This window comes from Paenibacillus sp. B-A-8 (genome assembly GCF_048572915.1).
Classification (GTDB): Bacteria; Bacillota; Bacilli; order Paenibacillales; family Paenibacillaceae; genus Paenibacillus_AQ.
Genome location: NZ_CP183882.1, coordinates 1,283,402 through 1,300,308, shown reverse-complemented (window position 1 = coordinate 1,300,308; position 16,907 = coordinate 1,283,402). Strand labels below are relative to the sequence as shown.

Below are 16,907 nucleotides of genomic sequence, written 5' to 3'. Positions count from 1 at the left end.
CTCATAGGACGTCGTCTCGGGAACGTCGTCTCGGATCATCATCTCAGGAAATACTCCCCCTAAGTAAAAATATTCCACACAAACGCAACCTTAATCCTCCAAGCCGCATCTTATTAGTAAAGGGAGGGGAGCTTCATCTGAATATTATAGAGAGAATCAAAGCAAAGGATGAGTCAGCTCTCCGCCTGTTAATGGACGATTACGGCGATATGCTGCTCCGAACCGCTTGCTTGCTGCTCAAAGATCGGCACAGTGCCGAAGAGGCTGTGCAAGATACTTTTATTCAAGCCTATGCCAAAATGAGTCAGCTGCAGGACCCGGAACGGTTAAAGGCTTGGCTCATTCGCATCGTAGTTAACCGCTGCCGTATGAAGCAACGGACTTGGAGCTGGCGTAATATTTTCCCTTCGGGCGGGTCAGAGCTTCAAGGAAGCGATGATGCAGGCTTCACTGCTGGAGCGGAAGAGCTTTTTATGGTGGAATGGCACAATATCAGACTCGCTGAGTCCATGAGGACTCTCGATTATGTATACCGAGAATGTCTGACATTATATTACTTTCATGAGATGAGCATCCGAGAAATTTCCGAGCAATTAAATACCCCTGAGAATACGATTAAATCCCGGCTCGCTAGAGGACGGACGCTCTTAAAAAAGATTTTGGAGAAGGAGGGACATTTCTAATGAACACGGAGAATACGGAGAATACGGAACGCGAAGCTATCAAGCAATTACTAGACGAAGAACTACAATCCATACACTTTGCAGGACACGAACGCGTCCTCAAAATGACCCACCCTCCAACCTTTGGAGCCCGCCTCTTAGCACTCTGGAATAAGGAAATTGAGATCCCTGTCAAACCTATAGGCGCGATCGGCGCCATTATTCTAGTCGTTACACTGACCCTGCATCAACCAGAGGTTAAACACCATCCACAACAAGGCGTCCAGCAGCAAAAAAACCGGGAACTCATTGAGGCCGGAGGCAATACGTACTGGAAAGATATCTATGAGCAGGCGGTGAAGAAACATGCGAATTAAAATCAAGGTCAAACATCTGGTGTCATTCGTGCTACTCCCGGCCTCCCTGCTCATTCTTCTATTTAACTTTCTGCCCTCCTCAAAGGCGCAAATGGAGGAAAGCCCAGCTATCCAATCTAACCTGGCCCGTACAGAACTTCTGCAAAAGCTAGAGTCTACAACTGGCAGTAAACGTATGGAGCTTATTCAAACCAATATCATCGATAAGGAGCACGGCTACGATCCCTTTAGATATGACGTAAATATTGGTCCCTCTATGAGTCAGTGGAATCAGGATGAACCGAGTATTTCCAATTTGCTGCCGGAGGATAAAATCGCTTTGTTAGAGGAATATATCCTAGATGGACCAGCGAATAATACACGGATATTTGCGGCTAAGCTGCTTGTCTATGAATATGATGCTCTTGGTCGTAGGGACGACGGAGATCAAGCGCTATACACCGCTGCACAACAGTTAGACAGCAATTCTAGCGTGGCAAAAAAGCTAGCTCTCCTTCGTGCAGAACGTGCCCTGAATCGTGGGGATATAATAACCGCTGAAGCTATTCTTGAACAAACCACATTTCCATCCGAGAATCAGGAAGATTTAAATGCACAAAAAGCATGGCTTACCGGACGCATACTCTTCACGAAAGGAGAAGGTCAGAAAGCTCTTGCCGAAGTAGACAATGGCTTAGCAAGCTACAAAAAATTCTGGCAGGATATTCATACAGCAGGTCCATCATCAAGTTCAGCGCCAGAGATAGGTACTTCAGAAACCGAAATGCAGCTTGAAGCGCTAAAATCCGCTATTCAGTCAGCTGTAGATATGGGAAGTACCTCTACAGCTGTCGTATCCGGAACACTGACTCGTAGCGATGGTTCGCCGGTCTCACGTGCAGGTATTTTTCTCCGTGCTGAAAGCGAGGTTCATCATAGCATTACTGAGGCTGAACCGTACCGAGTCGTTACCGACGATAAAGGGCGTTTCGAATTCCACGGTGTGATTCCGGGCTTCTATCAATTCCAGCTTGGACTTAGCTATGATCAGATCGACGGCTGGACTTGGCCTGTACAGTATGACGATTGGATTGAAGTTAAACCGGATGATAGGTTGAATGAGAGCATTGTTCTACAACCTCTGCTAGAGCTTCAGTCTCCTATTAATCAAGAGACGATAATAGGTCAGTCTGTAGATTTTCGCTGGAAGGCTGTTAAAGGTGCGGCTTACTATCGCTTAAGCGGAGGGGTCTCGACGGTGGGAAGCTCCTTCAGTTCGCAGATTCGGGACTATATTACAGATAATCAAGTCTCCATTCCAGTAGATGAACTCTATTACAACAGTGGTTTCTCCTACGACAGCGGCGGAGAGGGCTTTGAATCGATTGATCCTCTTTCTTTTCTCGTGTTCATGAATCCGGAAGCACGCTTTTCTTGGAATATCGAGGCATTTGATGCGGATGGACGCCTGATTACCCGCAGTAATGGCTACAGGTTAAACGAAGACACCGTCGGAAATCTTCCTTTCTTCTATCTCAAGGAACGAGAACTGACCAAGGCTGATAGACTATTGCTGAATAAGAACCCAGAGCAAGCCCTTGAAATGTACCAACAAAATGTCTTGGATGATCCACAGGATGCTCATGCCCTGCATATGCTTGTAAAGCTGTTGCTCGCCAAATCATCCATCACGAAGGATGACTCATTAGAAGATCGGGCGATTCCTTCACTCCAAAAGCTCATACAGTTACATCCTTATTCTAATTATGCCTTCACATTGACGCAGTATTATTTTGATCATAAGGACTGGAAATCATATAACGAATTTCATTCCCTCTACAACGAGTTAAACTCCATCGAATTAAACAGTTATGTACGCTCTATTAACGCGACAGCACTCTTGCATCAAGGCAAGCTTAAAGAAGCTCGGGAACAATTTGCTATCGCCTTAGAGCATGATAACAGCCATCGTTTTATTGGCAGCTATTTGGCAGCAGAATTATACGCAGGCGAGTCACTCTCTTCTGTCTTAACACTTGCTGAACGTTACCCAGAACACAGCTTTGGTCTTAATGGGTATCGTTGGCCACAAATGGTTAAACAGCTAATGACCGAACGAACAAAACAGCCTAGTAACTTTGAACAAGAGTTGAAGGAAAAACTCGGATGGTACATGAATGGTCAGACGGATGTTTTGAAGAAATGGATTGAAGGGGCAAAATCCTCCGCACTAAAGACCTTTATGCAAGCCGTACTAGAGGTAAGCTAACTCATTTATGCATACAAAAATCCGGTCCCTCTCGATAAATACGAGCATGGACCGGATTTTTATTTACGCATGATTTTATTTAGATTTAGCTTCCATCATGTAATTCTGGAAGTCTGTGATACTTGGGTTGGACATATAGTGCCCACCCTCAACTTCAATGGTTTGGCCTGTGATGAATTTAGATTCATCCGATGCCAGGAACAAAACAGTGTTCCCGATATCATCTGCTTCGCCGTGATAAGGCAGAGCGTTGAACTTCTGGAAAATATCCAGCACAGCTGGCGGCATATTTCTTGCAGCCGCAGGTGTTAGGATCAGGCCTGGAGCCACTCCGTTACAACGAATTTTATCCTTGCCATATTGTGTGGCGATGTAACGAGTAAGGTTTACCACAGCTGCCTTGGAGGAGCCATAAGCGGTACGCAATGAATCTCCTGCAAATGCTGACATCGAAGCTGTGTTAATGATCGAACCTCCACCCGCTTTGATCATATGTGGAATGGCAAACCGGCTGCCTAACAGAACACTTTTGGTGTTCACGTTCATCAGGCGATCCCATTCTTCCAAATCTATGTTGACGACATCTAGGTCTTTTTGCAGATTAGTTAGACCTACGTTGTTGAATAAAACTGTAATTGTGCCATACTGAGCAACTGTGAAATCAACGGCTTCCTTAATCGAATCCGCTTGAGATGCATCCAAGAAAAGACCTTCCGCCTCTCCACCCTCACTTTTAATCTTAGCCGCTGCTTCTTTAGCAGCCTCTACATTAAAATCGGCGATGACAACTTTAGCTCCTTCTCTAGCCAATAAAGTAGCGGCTGATAAGCCAATACCCGAAGCGCCTCCAGTTACTAGTGCAACCTTACCTTGAACTCTTCCCATATTCATACCCCTTTATAATGTGATTAAGATTCTTAGATGACTTCATTTATGTTTCAGAGCTATCAAAGCTCGTTAACAGCTTTTCATAGATTTTTAAAAATTGATGCAGTTCATCCTCATCGAGCTTCTGAAACATTTCAACTCGGAGCTCCTGCCCTTTTAGCTGTGCTTCCTTCAGTACATCTTTACCTTTGTCCGTGATAGAGAGCAGTACATTTCGGCGATCATCCTCGTTATATTTGCGCTCGGCCATTTCCTGCTTAATTAAGCGATTGGCAATGTTCGTCATCGCTCCCGGCGTATAACCTAGCTTCTTAGCCAAAGTAGTTTGCTTCTGCGGACCTTTTTTATTCAATTCTCCCAAGACGAGAACAGGAGATATCCCAATATTGTGGTCAAAAGCATTCATCCATCGAACAATAATTTCATTCGTGAATAATTCAACGGCATGTATAAGTCTAAAAATATCTGGGTTTTCCAAGACATCCTCCTTAGATTCATAATCATTGGCTACTTCTACATATATTTTAACACTAAAATATTTAATAGTAAATTATTTAACGGTAAAATACTTAATATTTAAAAAAGAATGCTTTTGAAAGCATCCTTTAAATTGCAGATTTATCAACAACATAAGTACCAGCCATCATATCGTGAAGCGCCCGTTTACGGGGAGTAAATGCAACGAATAGATAATCCACAAGCATGATGGGGCCAAGTATTTTACTAAGGTCAGTAGCCAAAGGTGCCCATAAATTAAGTGTGGTGGAAATCACAGTAAGATCGTAGAGGCTTACGCCAACAATCATTGAAAAAATCGTACTAATGATTCGGAAAATATTTCGAATTAAAGCTTCCTTCAACGTGGGAATATTCCCTTGCTGATTGACAATTTTTATCTTTAAAACCAGCTTTCCAGGCGATCCGCCAAATCTAACGATCATAAAAATATCAAACACGACGAAGAAAATATATTCAAGGATGATGGGAATTTCCGAATGCAAGGATACAGCTAATGAATTGAATATCCAGTATACAATAACCGCAGGTATCAGAATGATAAGGAGATCAAGAATAGTAGCGAGAACTCTTTTCCAAAAGCCTATGAAATCCTCCTGTTCCAAACGCTCAACTGCATTGTTATCCATATCAGGGCCCACTCTCTATGCTTTACTTTATTCATTCAATTATTCTATGTATCGCTTCCGGATCATATCCCCGATTCCATTCAAATTTCTAATCCTCATAGGCTCAGACTGAGCACAATCGGCAGGATGATAAGTCCTAGAGAAATAACAGTAATGATTCTCGTGGTGAGGATCGGTAGTTTTACATTTTTTTCTGATTTATACCATCCTTTAAACTGAAAATGATTCCGATACAGCATAAAAAATATCAATAGATTTCCAAGCCCCATACTCCAGTTATACAAGGGCTGACCAAAAATAGATTGATAAACCAATCTTTCTACTCCGCCTAAAATAAATAAGGTCAACACAAGCAATACGCACAATCGAAACAATTCCACAATAAAAGAACCCAGTTTTATCATTACATAACCGTCCTTTCTAGATCTCCTCGTCGCAACAAAACATCCATATTCATCCAATTATACACCCTGCCTGCAATGACTCCTATCGAAATATTCGAAAAACAAACCAGCCCAAGATACATTCTATCCTGAGCTAGGTTCTGTCGCTTCTTCCCTATGATGATGTAACTTCTCCCTTAATCCCTATTTCCTGGATCTGCGTCCTCAGATTAACAATTTCCACCATTAATGCCTCATTCTCCGCCTCCGTATCCCTACTTCCGCTCTGAATCAATTGATTCAGACGCAGCTCCAGAAGAGCAAGATCATCCTCCTGAGCTTGTTCTTTACGGGTAAGCACACGGCTTCTATCTTTGGAGATGTATTCCTCATAGGAGCCTTGAAAAAACTTCGGTGCCTGAGTCGGTGCTAGGATTACCAAACGATTAGCTACTTTAGCGTGAAGATATCGGTCATGCGAGACCATCACAAGTCCCCCCGGATATCCCCTTAGCGCTTCTTCTACACGCTCTCTAGTGTCAATGTCCAGATAATTAGTGGGTTCATCCAGAACCAATAGATTAGCTTTTCCAAAGTACAATTTAAGGAAGGCTACACGACATTTCTCTCCCAGACTTAAATCACCGATTCGTTTAAAGACATCCTCCCGTGAAAATAAAAAACAACCCAGAATCGTTCGTGCCTCCGTCTGTGTCATACCGGGTAGTTCAAGCAAACTATCCAGGATGGTGGATGACACCGCTAAATTGTCCAGCTCTTGCGCAAAGTAGCCAATCTTCGTACGCGGATGCAGCTGCACTTCGCCTTTGGTGGGTTTATGAATCCCAGCAATCAGCTTCAACAAAGAAGACTTACCAACCCCATTAGGACCCAGAATAGCGAGACGGTCTCCTCGATGCAATGACAAACTACAATCTGTTAATACAGGCGCACTACCTTTATATGCAAAATCGATCTCACGGAGTGACAGCAAAGTGTCAGCCATAAACGCTTCACTTTCCAGCTTCATCTTCAGCTTGCTTGTCTCCCGCGGCAATTCCACACGGTTCTTATTTAAGCGTTCGAGTGCCGCTTCTTTGGCATGAAGACGAGACACATTTTTCTTAGATTTCGCACGCAGAAAATCATGCTGGCCGGCAGCACGGTGTGCCTGCTGGAACCATTCGGCATATCTCCGGATACTCTCAAGCAGCTTCTCCTTTTCCTGTTCTTGCTTCTTATATTGTCCCTCTAGCGTTCGCGCCTCTACCGCCTTCTGCTCCCGATACTGAGTATATCCACCCGAATACCGACGACATCCCTCTGGACTAAGCTCCAGCAAAGACGTTGCCGTTCGATCGATGAACGTACGATCATGCGAAACATAAAGCACAGTTCCGGGGTAGGTGTACACCCAATGTTCCAACCATTCCATCGTTTCTCCATCTAAGTGATTCGTCGGCTCATCCAGAATCAACAGCTTCGGCTGCTGGGCTAGTAATGCTGCCAGTTGGACACGTGTCTTTTGCCCTCCGCTTAGCGATGGGTATGGCAAATTCCAAACCGAACGATCAAGCTTGAGCTGCTTCAGACATTTTTCCGCTTTAGCCTCCCAGTCATACCCATCAAGCTGCAAGTATTGATCGTATACTTCGGCGTATTCTGCCAATCCCGCTTCGCTCTCGTCGTTCTGCTCCTGTAGCCTCTGACTGAGGGATTCAAGCCGGCGCTTCAATTGGGGGAGCTCAGCCGACCCGGAGAGAACATAATCCAATGCGGTTACTTCTTCTGATATCTCTAGCTGCTGATCCAGCACTCCCCATTCCTCGCGTGGCAAGCCATGATAGATACTTCCCTCCTCAAAAGTGAGGCGACCGATCAATCCCTTAAGCAGTGTGGTTTTGCCGATTCCATTACGACCGAACAAGAGCACACGCTCTCCTTCTGCAATCTCAAAGGACACCTTCTCAAATAACAGGTTCCCGTTCCATTCTTTACGTAAGTTCTTCGCTTTTATTAGGGTCATATTCCATTCCTCCGATTGTATTACAAAATAAAAAACCGCAGCCAGCGGTCTGCGGTCTAATAGCGTATGTTGGGGGGAATATGCCATAACATGAATAGACCACGGCCGTGATCACCTGCACAAGCAGAGTAAACTAAACCATAGATCGTTCTATTCATATAAAAGCAACGTAAGGTTCCCGACCGACACACGTATCCCTGACCGTTATCACCCTGCATGGGTGCTCCGTGACTTGTGCATATGCACTTCACAAGCTTAAGTGGTCTACTTCTAGGAAACGTGTTAGTTATTCATCAGTCGGTGGCCCTCCGTCATTGTCCGAATTTGTTTAATGAGTACAGTATATAACAACACAGCTTAGAAATAAAAGTTCAAGAACAGTTATAAATTAATCTTTACCGACTGAGACTCCGAGCTCCACTGCACCTGAATACCAAATAATTCAGGCAAGGTGCTCAGTGGAATCATCAATCGACCATTTTCATTGCGGGATGCTGGCATCGTAAGTGTTTTTCCATTCACAACAGCCTGACCGGATAACGGCTTATGTGACACCGTACGATTGCCTATCGTAATTAGCAATGCACCCGTTCCAGCTTCACTCTGTAAACTTCCACCTAACAGGGCTACAGATTCTCTCAGCGGAACAAATACACGCGAGTTATCCATTAAAAAAGGATCTTTCAGCTTTGTCGTGACTCCATCCATCTCAAAAGCTCCAGCAAACGTCTTACTTCCTACGGAATATCCATTTTTAGTCGCAATGTTCTCCATCGCCAGTGTGCTTGTTGTGATGATAACCCTTGTATTCTTAGCTATTTTTGGGTAAAGCCAGTGGATGTCATCATTATGCATTCGAATACATCCGGCGCTAACATACTTTCCTATGGAGGACTCATTATTGTTGCCGTGAATCGCATACGTGGTACCATACGTTCCGTTCACTTCTAGTCCTAGCCAGCGGTCGCCAAGTGGATTGGCCGGATCACCCCCGGGTATTTTCTCTTTGTAATAGGGTCTGTTCTTTACTTTAACTACCATTTTGAAACTGCCTTCGGGTGTCAGTTCCTTCGACTTCCCTGTCGCGACTGGAAAGATCTTTACCAGCTTACCCTCACTGAAATACGCGAGTTTGTTTGTTTTTTTGTTCACGATAATCAGATCGGATCCAGCAGCAGCTTCCGCCTTTCCCACACCTGTAAAACATGCAGCGAACAGAAACCCAAACACAAGCATCAGCTTTATGTTCCGCTGTAATGAAGATTGAAACCAGCTACTCGAAACAAAAAATCCCAATTTTCTCCACCTCCATATATAAAGACGAAATCATTTCAAATTAGTTGCATACCAGCCTGTACCTATTCTTTTCAACTCGTCCCCCTGCATTTGACGCAGAGATTGCAATACTGTAACCACGTGAACGCACATTAAAAAAAGCCGACCTTTGGATAACCAAAGATCGGCTCTGTATTGTATATGCTCAGTATTTCATGTTTAGACAACTAATGCTAGATCAGCATTCACAATTTTAATATTCCGATTTCATAATACCATCCAATTAACGCAAATTAAACCGAAATCTGCTGACAAGTCTATCGAGGGATGGAATCAATAATGATCGGTATGGCTAGTCACCTTTTTTTTGATCCAGAAGGTTTCGAACTGCCTGCAAACGAAGAGGATCTATCGGCTTCAGCGCATCACCATCTTCTCTAATTGCTGAACCAAAATGCACCCGATGCACACCTGTTTGTTGTATAAAATTACTTATCCCGTCCGCCGTTAACCCACCCCCCGCCAAAATGGAGATAGATCGCCCCACACTAAACTGCTCCAGCGCAGCAATACGTTCCGCACCTCTAGGCGCTGTAGTCTGAGCGCCCGATGTTAGAATGTCAGTAATTTGAGGATAACGCGTCAATATTTCTAGCGCCTCAAATTGATCCCTCACTTCATCAAAGGCACGATGGAACGTCACCTCTAGATCTTTTGCAACATGAAGCAGCCTCTGAAGGGACTCCTCATCAATGGACCCCTCCTGGCCCAGCATGCCCATTACGATAGCTAATCCGCCGATAGATGCAATATGCTGAATATCCCGCGCCATGGTTTCTATATCATCCTTATCATAATAGAAAGACCTGGCGTGAGGTCTAACCATTACTCTAACCGGGATCGAAACGCTGTCGCGTACTTTTTCTATTAGCCCCAGACTGGGCGTCAATCCTCCTTCACTGATCCCAGTGATCAATTCAATCCGGTCAGCACCGTATTGCTCGGCCAGCACTGCATCACTTAATGTTGTAGCAATAACCTCTAGTAGCATTGTTGTCTCTCCTTCATTCATCTCAGAACCTTCTCCTTGCTATTCTTTCCTATGGAACGTAGAAAATTACTCTTATCCATATCCACATAAACACGCAAAAAAAAAGGCCTTGATCCTCTACAGAAACTAGAGAATCAAGACCTTTCGTTCTTAAACTATCCTTACGCCCACCACATACCTTGTGGTTGATCGCGAATAAGAATGGATTGCAAATTGGTTACTGCACGATGGAAGCCTTCGTCTACTGTCATCAGTGGGTCTTCATGCTCGATGCTGACCACATAATCATAGCCATAAGTACGCAGCGCACTCATGATATCTGACCATTCAGATATACTGTGTCCACAACCAACGGAACGGAAGGTCCATGCGCGGGTCTGCACATCGCCGTAAGGCTGCATATCCGTCAGACCATACATATTAATATTGTCCTGATCCAGGTACGTATCCTTAGCATGGAAATGATGGATCGCGCCAGCTTTACCAAGAATCTTGATCGCGCCGACAGGATCGATGCCTTGCCACCACAGATGGCTCGGGTCTAGATTCGCGCCGATCGCATCACAAGTTGCTTCTCTAAGCTTCAGAATCGTGTAAGGAGTATGGCAGAGGAATCCACCATGAAGCTCGATACCGATCTTAACACCATGCTCCTCTGCCAGCTTACCGATTTCCTTCCAGTAAGGGATCAGTTTATGCTCCCACTGCCAGGTTTTGATGTCGCTGTACACGGTAGGCCAAGGGGTAACTGGCCAGTTCGGTGCTTTTGCCTCGTCGCTGTCTCCCGCGGTTCCCGAGAAAGTGTTCACTACCTTAACGCCCATTAGTGAAGCTAGCTTGATCGACTTACGCAAAATTTCGTCGCCTTCACGAGCTTCTTCTTTATCCGGCGAAATCGGGTTATTATGGCAACTGAAAGCACTGATCATAATGCCACGTTTCGTGAACTTCTCCAGATATTCCTTACGTGCTGATTCGCTGGCAAGCAGCTCATCTGTTGGACAGTGGGCATTTCCGGGATTGCCTCCTGAACCGATCTCTACCGCATTCAAACCAGCAGCAGCGATTTTATCAAGCATCTCATCGAGAGTTAGACTTCCAAATACAGGATCAAATACGCCTAATTTCATTTATAATACCACCTTTTCTTTGATTAGCTCCAAAGCTTCAGAATGTCCGTAAACTGGATAATCACGCTTCGTTGGTGCACACCAGTTCACACCATTGATGATGACTCTTTGGATTTCTTTGTTGTAATAGGTTGGATAAGATTCATGACCGGGTTGGAAATAAAAGATCTTCCCGTTCCCACGACGATAGGTCGATCCGCTTGGGAACACATTGCCGCCTTCAAACCAGCCGACAAAAATAAGACTCTCTGGTGCTGGCACATCAAAATGTGCTCCGTACATTTCCTCTTGCTCCAAATCGATATATTCGCCAATGCCCTCAGCAATCGGGTGACTAGGGTCCATAACCCAAAGACGCTCTTTCTCCCCTGCTTCACGCCACTTTAGATCGCAGCTGGTGCCCATCAACTTCATGAATATTTTGGACATATGACCCGAATGAAGCACCACTAGCCCCATACCTTGCAGCACTCTTTGGTGAACACGGTTTACAATCTCATCACTAACTTCTTGATGGGCGACATGCCCCCACCAAATCAGTACATCCGTGTTATCCAGCACTTCTTGTGTCAGTCCGTGCTCCGGTTCATCCAGCGTAGCTGTCTGAGCGTCCAATCCGGCTTCCTGAAGGAAGCTTGCCAATTGTCCGTGAATCCCTTGCGGATAGACCTTGAGAATTCTCTCTTCCTGCCGTTCATGGCGGAATTCATTCCATACCGTTACTCTTGTCACTTTGGACACACTCCTAGTTCATAGTTATCTATGTCGTTAATCTTTATTGATTATTCAAATTAGTCAAAAAATACAGGCATGCCAGTCTCAGAGGATTTATAAATAGCCTCTAAGATGCGGGTAACAACGAGCGCCTGCTCTGGCTTCACTACAGGCTCGGTGTCATTGACGATGCTGTCGATCCACTGAGTAGCCTCCGTCACCGCAGGATCATCTCCTGCGCCATCATAAAAGTCAACGCCACCAGCTTCTAGGCTAATATGCTTCTCGAATGTCTTGCCGTATTCTTCTCCGTTAATACGCAGACCGTTCTCCATATCCGCTCCACCTTCAGTACCGCAAAGCACCGTCTTGGCTTCACCAACATCGAGGGTATTCAGCGCCCAGCTGGCTTCGAGAACAATACTAGCGCCATTCTCCATCGTAATGAATCCAATCGCGGAATCCTCAACTGTAAATTTCTCAGGATCCCACGGACCCCAAGCATTCGCAGCGTTTTTACGACCGGACAGCTTATGATAAGCGTTACCCACAACATATTTAGGTTTGTAGTTATCCATCATCCAAAGGGTCAAATCGAGGGCATGCGTACCGATATCAATCAATGGACCTCCGCCTTGTGCTTCCTCATCTAAAAACACGCCCCATGTTGGAACAGCGCGACGACGGATCGCCTTAGCTTTAGCATAATAAATCTCTCCAAGACCATTATTCTCGCATACCGTATGCAGATAAGCTGAATCTGGTCTGAACCGGTTCTGATAACCGATAGTTAGCTTTTTCCCAGTTCGCTCTGAGGCATCGATCATGGCTTGCGCTTCTGCTGTAGTCTTAGCCATCGGCTTCTCGCACATTACATGCTTTCCTGCCTCCATAGCCGCAATGGAAATCTCAGCATGAGAAATATTCGGTGTACATACATGAATCACATCTATACTTGCATCTTTAAGCAGTTCTTTATAATCTGTGTAAACCGCAGAATTCTCATCCCCAAACTCCGCTTTTGCCTTCTCCGCACGCTCAGGAACGATATCGCAAAAAGCAACCATTCGCGCACCTTCTACTTTTTTTAACGCTGGCATATGTTTGCCGTTTGCAATGCCTCCGCAGCCGATAATTCCTACTGTTAGTGTCATTAATATTCTAACCTCCACTAGTTCCTGTTTTGATATCTCTATCATACAAAGCCCGGGACCTGCTTTCTTCCTGCATTCTTGCTCTTTTATTCCCGAATATTGTCTTATGGTATTTAAGTGGGGATATCCCCGTTGCTTCTTTAAAAAAATGATGGAAGGTCTTTACGCTTCCAAACCCGGCGGCTTCCGCCACTGCAGACATCGGTAAATCATCATTGATCAATATCCATTTGGCTTTGTTAAGCCGATATTCATTTAAGAAGGCTATAAAGGTCATGCCCGTATTCTTCTTAAATAGCTTGGTAAAATAATAAGGACTAAAGCCCATATAATTAGCTACCTCGTTCAGTGTAATGGCCTCCTGATAATGCTGCTCCACATAAATAAAAATCCGCTCTAATCGCTCCAGCGTCTCTCTGGACTGATTCAGTGTATCTTCCGAGAACTTAGGCTGTTTATTGATTGCACTCTTCGGAACCTCCCGCAAAATAACGGTCAGTAGTTCAAACAATCTAGCTTTGATTAAGTAGGCGTACCCCTCTCTCCGCTGTACGTCTTCCTCGTAAATACTCTCAATGAGCTCTTTGATCTTCTCGGCGGTTCCCTCAGGCCATTTTGAACTAGAATGCTCCATAAGCGTAAAAACCTCACGAAGCGAATAGTCATTTCCGCTCAAAGCTGCGACTTCCTGAAACAAGTTAAGATCAAATTGGATCACAACCCGTTCGCTCTCAGGTGAGGCAAGAAAATAATGCACATCCCCACCATTGATGAACTGAACCTCACCCTGCTCCATGTGAATAGGGGTATCGTTAATTCCCAGATTTAGACTTCCTTTAGTTACATAGATAATTTCAATTTCTTTATGCCAATGCGGATAGCACAGTGTATCCCCTCCACAAAGTAAACTTCTAAAGGGAAAGTGCTTATCCACATCCGGAATTTCGAGATAAATATTCATGTGTGCAGCTCCTTATCCGATCGAACATTTAAACACAAGTTGAACATGCAAATTCGATTTTTACGTAAGCGTTTACTCTCTAAATGGTAGCCCTCTAATATTCTTTTGTCAATTCTAGATGTACACGGTCCTTAATATCATGCTTTTACTGCATTTCAGCACTCTATCTTCGTTTTAAAAGAAATTATTGGTAATTAAATCGGTTTCATTCTATTAAAAATTAATTCTCTTTCATAGTTCTTAGGGTCCACAAATTTTTTAAGTGGAGTTGACAAGTATACCTGCCAGGATTTATATTCAGGGTAAGCGTTTACGTAATTCACTTTACCTTCTTTCATTTTTCAAAGCGTAAACGTTTAATCTAAGGCTAACCGTAATTTAAGGAGCACGTATGAAATGAACCCAACAATTAAAGATGTTGCACAAAAAGCGAACGTTTCCATTGCGACAGTCTCTCGCGTGCTAAACAACTTAAGTGGGTACTCCGACAAGACGAAACAAAAGGTAAATGAGGCTATTAAAGAACTTGGCTATCAACCTAACGCAATTGCTCGTGGCCTTATCAATAAGCGTACGCAGACCATAGGTGTAATGTTTCCGAGTGTATCTGGAGCTTTCTCCTCCGATCTGCTTAAAGGCATTGAGGAATTGGCCAATGACCGCAATTACAGTGTAATGGTCTGTAATACCGACCAGGATGGTAAACGAACGTTAAAGTACTTACAACTCCTAAGGGAGAAGCAAGTCGATGGCATTATTTACGCTAGTGAGGTCTTGAAGAAAGAGTATTATGATGTGCTAGAAACGATGAAGATCCCAGTAGTGTTGGTTTCTTCCCAAACGGAGTTTGCCAGTGTGCCATACGTGAAAGTAGACGATTTTCAAGCTGCTTATGATGCTACTCTCTACTTAATATCCAAAGGTCATAGCAAAATCGCCATGATCAGCGGAAATCCAAGCGATGCTATCGCTGGTGCACCCAGAGCCGAGGGATATCGTAAAGCGCTTGAAGCGAATGGAATTCCTTTCGACAATCGGTATCTCACCTTTGGAGACTTTCTGTATGAAAGCGGGAGCATTGCAATGGAAACGCTCTTGGAGCAAGCCCCTGATGTCACCGCTGTCTTTGCCGCTAGTGATGAAATGGCGATAGGTGCCCTCTCCACTGTCATCAAATATGGTTTAAGTGTTCCCGAGGATATATCCATTATGGGTTATGACGATCTTGGAATGGCGAAAATGATCATTCCTCCGTTAACTACAGTTCGTCAACCGCTGTACGATATTGGTAAGATCGCCGTAGAGAAACTTATTCATATGATTGAAACAGGTGAGACTGTAGAAAGCAAAATTGTCGATCACTCCATCGTGGAAAGACAAACGGTAAGGTCACTTACCTGAGTCTTTTTACCCCTTTTACGTAAACGTTTACTCTTTATCGGTTCATGCATATCCTCAGCCTTAAAGTAGCAGAATATCAATTAGTTTTCATTTACGTACATGTTTAATCTCTTACATGTTCATAATACCAACAAATTATTAGGAGGATTTATCATGAAAAAAACAATCAAACCCGTAGTGGTTAGCTTAGTGGCCATGTCCGTGCTTAGTGCATGCGGCACGAATAATAGCAACAATGCGACTGGCAACAGTACAAATAGTGGTGGAAATGCCTCCTCCGGTGAAAAGGTGAAAATCGAGTTTTTCCAAAATAAAACCGAAGCCAAAGCCACTTTCGACAAACTGGTTGCGAAATTCAATGAAGCCAATCCAAACATTGTCGTTACACAGGTTAACCCGCCAGATGCTGAAACGGTATTGAAAACTCGTGCAGCTAAGAAAGATATCCCTGACGTGGTAGGGATCGGAGCAACTGACACCTACAAGACGTTATCTGGCAGCGGTCTTTTTGAAGATTTCACAGGTGATCCACTCGCTGAGAATATCCAGCCAGCATATCTCCAAATGCTAAAAGACCTGACGGGTTCGGAGGAACTGAATGGTCTTCCATTCTCTTCAAACGCAAGTGGTGTCATTTACAATAAAGCGATGTTCGCTGAAGCCGGTGTGACTGTTCCAACTACTTGGGATGAGTTCATGGCTGTCGCTCAAAAATTCAAAGATAACGGTCAGAATGCTTTCTACCTGACACTGAAGGATTCATGGACAACACTTACACCGTTCAACTCCCTTGCGACGATCATTAAAGGAAATGATTTCTTCAAGGAGCGTACGGCTGGTACTGTAACCTTCGCAGACAGCTATACCGAGGTTGCTGAAAAGCTGCTGAAGCTGACCGAATTCGGACAAAAAGATATTTTTGGTAAAGGTTACAATGACGGAAACACAGCATTCGCTAAAGGTGAATCCGCAATGTACCTGCAAGGAGTATGGGCGATCCCGGAAATCGTGAAAGCCAATCCATCCATTGAACTTGGCGTATTCCCATTCCCAGCAACAAATGATGCTGCCGCTAACAAGGTCATTTCTGGCGTAGATACGTTGCTGACGATTTCCAAGAACACTAAACATAAAGAAGAAGCAAAGAAATTCGTAGACTTCCTGCTTCAACCTGAGAATGTTAGCCTATACATCAATGAGCAAAAAGCATTCCCAGCTGTACAAGGTGTAACACAAGATGATCCAACGATGGACGGCTTCAAAGAAGCGTTTACCGCAGGTAACTTGGCTGACTTTGCTGACCACTACATCCCAAGTGCAATGAAAGTGGATACCATCAACCAATCCTTCTTACAAAAGAAAGATATTAAAGCTTACCTAGATCAGCTTGATAAGGAATGGGATAAAGTAGCTAACCGGAAATAACTAGATCAGACAAACATGAACCGCGAAAGAGAACGGGGCTTCCCCACTTCTCTTTCGCTTTTACAAT

Annotated in this window: 16 protein-coding genes; 5 read left to right on the top strand and 11 right to left on the bottom strand. The window is 44.2% G+C overall.

Annotated features, from left to right (window positions below):
- Positions 1-209: 209 nt before the first annotated feature.
- From ACN6MV_RS05775 to ACN6MV_RS05765, 3 genes are read left to right on the top strand one after another with little or no spacing between them, the layout of a single operon-like run.
- Positions 210-683, top strand: coding sequence for an RNA polymerase sigma factor (locus tag ACN6MV_RS05775; RefSeq protein ID WP_419885893.1), 474 nt, complete (start codon positions 210-212; stop codon positions 681-683).
- Positions 683-1,039 (top strand): hypothetical protein, encoded by a 357-nt coding sequence (locus ACN6MV_RS05770; protein WP_419885892.1) that lies wholly within the window; start codon positions 683-685, stop codon positions 1,037-1,039. Before ACN6MV_RS05775 ends, ACN6MV_RS05770 begins: the two co-directional genes overlap by 1 nt.
- Positions 1,029-3,287, top strand: a complete 2,259-nt coding sequence (locus ACN6MV_RS05765; RefSeq protein ID WP_419885891.1) for a hypothetical protein — start codon at positions 1,029-1,031, stop codon at positions 3,285-3,287. The genes ACN6MV_RS05770 and ACN6MV_RS05765 overlap by 11 nt, the downstream gene beginning before the upstream one ends.
- A gap of 75 nt (positions 3,288-3,362) precedes the next feature.
- Here the strand turns inward: ACN6MV_RS05765 and ACN6MV_RS05760 are convergent, their stop codons facing one another.
- The 11 genes from ACN6MV_RS05760 to ACN6MV_RS05710 form a co-directional block, all read right to left on the bottom strand.
- Positions 3,363-4,172 (bottom strand): SDR family NAD(P)-dependent oxidoreductase, encoded by an 810-nt coding sequence (locus ACN6MV_RS05760; RefSeq protein ID WP_076117916.1) that lies wholly within the window; start codon positions 4,170-4,172, stop codon positions 3,363-3,365.
- A gap of 46 nt (positions 4,173-4,218) precedes the next feature.
- Entirely contained in the window at positions 4,219-4,653 is a 435-nt protein-coding gene (locus ACN6MV_RS05755) for a MarR family winged helix-turn-helix transcriptional regulator (protein WP_042124698.1), read from the bottom strand.
- Positions 4,654-4,780: 127 nt separating this feature from the next.
- The gene (locus ACN6MV_RS05750) at positions 4,781-5,320 is read right to left on the bottom strand and encodes an RDD family protein (RefSeq protein ID WP_419885890.1); all 540 of its coding nucleotides are present in this window, start codon (positions 5,318-5,320) and stop codon (positions 4,781-4,783) included.
- Between the two features lie 95 nt (positions 5,321-5,415).
- Positions 5,416-5,724 carry a hypothetical protein gene (locus tag ACN6MV_RS05745; protein ID WP_419885889.1) on the bottom strand — a complete coding sequence of 103 codons (309 nt, stop codon included), beginning with the start codon at positions 5,722-5,724 and terminating at the stop codon, positions 5,416-5,418.
- A gap of 154 nt (positions 5,725-5,878) precedes the next feature.
- Positions 5,879-7,729 (bottom strand): ribosomal protection-like ABC-F family protein, encoded by a 1,851-nt coding sequence (gene abc-f, locus ACN6MV_RS05740; RefSeq protein WP_419885888.1) that lies wholly within the window; start codon positions 7,727-7,729, stop codon positions 5,879-5,881.
- 381 nt (positions 7,730-8,110) lie between these two features.
- On the bottom strand, positions 8,111-9,025 hold the full coding sequence (locus ACN6MV_RS05735; RefSeq protein ID WP_419885887.1) for a L,D-transpeptidase family protein: 915 nt from the start codon (positions 9,023-9,025) through the stop codon (positions 8,111-8,113).
- A gap of 331 nt (positions 9,026-9,356) precedes the next feature.
- The gene (locus ACN6MV_RS05730; protein WP_419885886.1) at positions 9,357-10,076 is read right to left on the bottom strand and encodes a copper homeostasis protein CutC; all 720 of its coding nucleotides are present in this window, start codon (positions 10,074-10,076) and stop codon (positions 9,357-9,359) included.
- Between the two features lie 140 nt (positions 10,077-10,216).
- On the bottom strand, positions 10,217-11,185 hold the full coding sequence (locus tag ACN6MV_RS05725; protein WP_042124692.1) for a sugar phosphate isomerase/epimerase family protein: 969 nt from the start codon (positions 11,183-11,185) through the stop codon (positions 10,217-10,219).
- Positions 11,186-11,917 carry a ThuA domain-containing protein gene (locus ACN6MV_RS05720; protein WP_419885885.1) on the bottom strand — a complete coding sequence of 244 codons (732 nt, stop codon included), beginning with the start codon at positions 11,915-11,917 and terminating at the stop codon, positions 11,186-11,188.
- A gap of 59 nt (positions 11,918-11,976) precedes the next feature.
- Positions 11,977-13,053 carry a Gfo/Idh/MocA family protein gene (locus ACN6MV_RS05715; RefSeq protein ID WP_042124688.1) on the bottom strand — a complete coding sequence of 359 codons (1,077 nt, stop codon included), beginning with the start codon at positions 13,051-13,053 and terminating at the stop codon, positions 11,977-11,979.
- A 7-nt stretch (positions 13,054-13,060) separates the two neighbouring features.
- The gene (locus ACN6MV_RS05710; RefSeq protein WP_419885884.1) at positions 13,061-14,014 is read right to left on the bottom strand and encodes an AraC family transcriptional regulator; all 954 of its coding nucleotides are present in this window, start codon (positions 14,012-14,014) and stop codon (positions 13,061-13,063) included.
- A gap of 396 nt (positions 14,015-14,410) precedes the next feature.
- On the opposite strand from ACN6MV_RS05710, the gene ACN6MV_RS05705 reads away from it, so the two are divergent.
- Entirely contained in the window at positions 14,411-15,415 is a 1,005-nt protein-coding gene (locus ACN6MV_RS05705) for a LacI family DNA-binding transcriptional regulator (protein WP_042124684.1), read from the top strand.
- 153 nt (positions 15,416-15,568) lie between these two features.
- Positions 15,569-16,840, top strand: a complete 1,272-nt coding sequence (locus ACN6MV_RS05700) for an ABC transporter substrate-binding protein (protein WP_375105004.1) — start codon at positions 15,569-15,571, stop codon at positions 16,838-16,840.
- The last annotated feature ends 67 nt before the right edge of the window (positions 16,841-16,907 follow it).

Bases quoted from the DNA above. Each gene is read 5' to 3' on its own strand.
- ACN6MV_RS05775 (WP_419885893.1), top strand. From the start codon at position 210: ATGCTGCTCCGAACCGCTTGCTTGCTGCTCAAAGATCGGCACAGTGCC.
- ACN6MV_RS05770 (WP_419885892.1), top strand. From the start codon at position 683: ATGAACACGGAGAATACGGAGAATACGGAACGCGAAGCTATCAAGCAA.
- ACN6MV_RS05765 (WP_419885891.1), top strand. From the start codon at position 1,029: ATGCGAATTAAAATCAAGGTCAAACATCTGGTGTCATTCGTGCTACTC.
- ACN6MV_RS05760 (WP_076117916.1), bottom strand. From the start codon at position 4,172: ATGGGAAGAGTTCAAGGTAAGGTTGCACTAGTAACTGGAGGCGCTTCG.
- ACN6MV_RS05750 (WP_419885890.1), bottom strand. From the start codon at position 5,320: ATGGATAACAATGCAGTTGAGCGTTTGGAACAGGAGGATTTCATAGGC.
- ACN6MV_RS05745 (WP_419885889.1), bottom strand. From the start codon at position 5,724: ATGATAAAACTGGGTTCTTTTATTGTGGAATTGTTTCGATTGTGCGTA.
- abc-f (WP_419885888.1), bottom strand. From the start codon at position 7,729: ATGACCCTAATAAAAGCGAAGAACTTACGTAAAGAATGGAACGGGAAC.
- ACN6MV_RS05730 (WP_419885886.1), bottom strand. From the start codon at position 10,076: ATGAATGAAGGAGAGACAACAATGCTACTAGAGGTTATTGCTACAACA.
- ACN6MV_RS05725 (WP_042124692.1), bottom strand. From the start codon at position 11,185: ATGAAATTAGGCGTATTTGATCCTGTATTTGGAAGTCTAACTCTCGAT.
- ACN6MV_RS05715 (WP_042124688.1), bottom strand. From the start codon at position 13,053: ATGACACTAACAGTAGGAATTATCGGCTGCGGAGGCATTGCAAACGGC.
- ACN6MV_RS05710 (WP_419885884.1), bottom strand. From the start codon at position 14,014: ATGAATATTTATCTCGAAATTCCGGATGTGGATAAGCACTTTCCCTTT.
- ACN6MV_RS05705 (WP_042124684.1), top strand. From the start codon at position 14,411: ATGAACCCAACAATTAAAGATGTTGCACAAAAAGCGAACGTTTCCATT.
- ACN6MV_RS05700 (WP_375105004.1), top strand. From the start codon at position 15,569: ATGAAAAAAACAATCAAACCCGTAGTGGTTAGCTTAGTGGCCATGTCC.